The sequence below is a fragment of the Janthinobacterium sp. FT14W genome, assembly GCF_009208755.1.
In the GTDB taxonomy this organism is placed as follows: domain Bacteria; phylum Pseudomonadota; class Gammaproteobacteria; order Burkholderiales; family Burkholderiaceae_D; genus Janthinobacterium; species Janthinobacterium violaceinigrum.
Genome location: NZ_WFLL01000145.1, coordinates 1 through 397, shown reverse-complemented (window position 1 = coordinate 397; position 397 = coordinate 1). Strand labels below are relative to the sequence as shown.

Sequence of the window (397 nt, the reverse complement as noted above, 5' to 3'; positions counted from 1 at the left end):
TATCGGCTGTTAGTCAAAGAAGAAACAGTAGTCGTAGTAGCACCGCGTTGGGGCTGTAGCTCAGCTGGTTAGAGCACCGTGTTGATAACGCGGGGGTCGTTGGTTCGAGTCCAACCAGCCCTACCAGCAGAAACAAACCCGGGGGTAAGGTGGACACTAGTCCAGCCAGACCTACCAGTATGTAATACCCACAGGGGGATTAGCTCAGCTGGGAGAGCACCTGCTTTGCAAGCAGGGGGTCGTCGGTTCGATCCCGTCATCCTCCACCAATACTTTGAAAGTGCAAACGTAAGCCGGTCAGGTTTAGGTTTGATCTTTTAGCGATCAAAGCTGTTTCGTTCTTTAACAATCTGGAAGAAGTAAAGATTATTTATTGATCGGTTTATCGTAAAACATA

2 tRNA genes are annotated in these 397 nt (G+C 48.6%); both read left to right on the top strand.

The features are described 5' to 3' along the window. Window positions 1–49: 49 nt before the first annotated feature. Window positions 50–126 (top strand) — tRNA-Ile (locus GCN74_RS28365). A gap of 67 nt (window positions 127–193) precedes the next feature. Beyond that, window positions 194–269 (top strand) — tRNA-Ala (locus GCN74_RS28360). The last annotated feature ends 128 nt before the right edge of the window (window positions 270–397 follow it).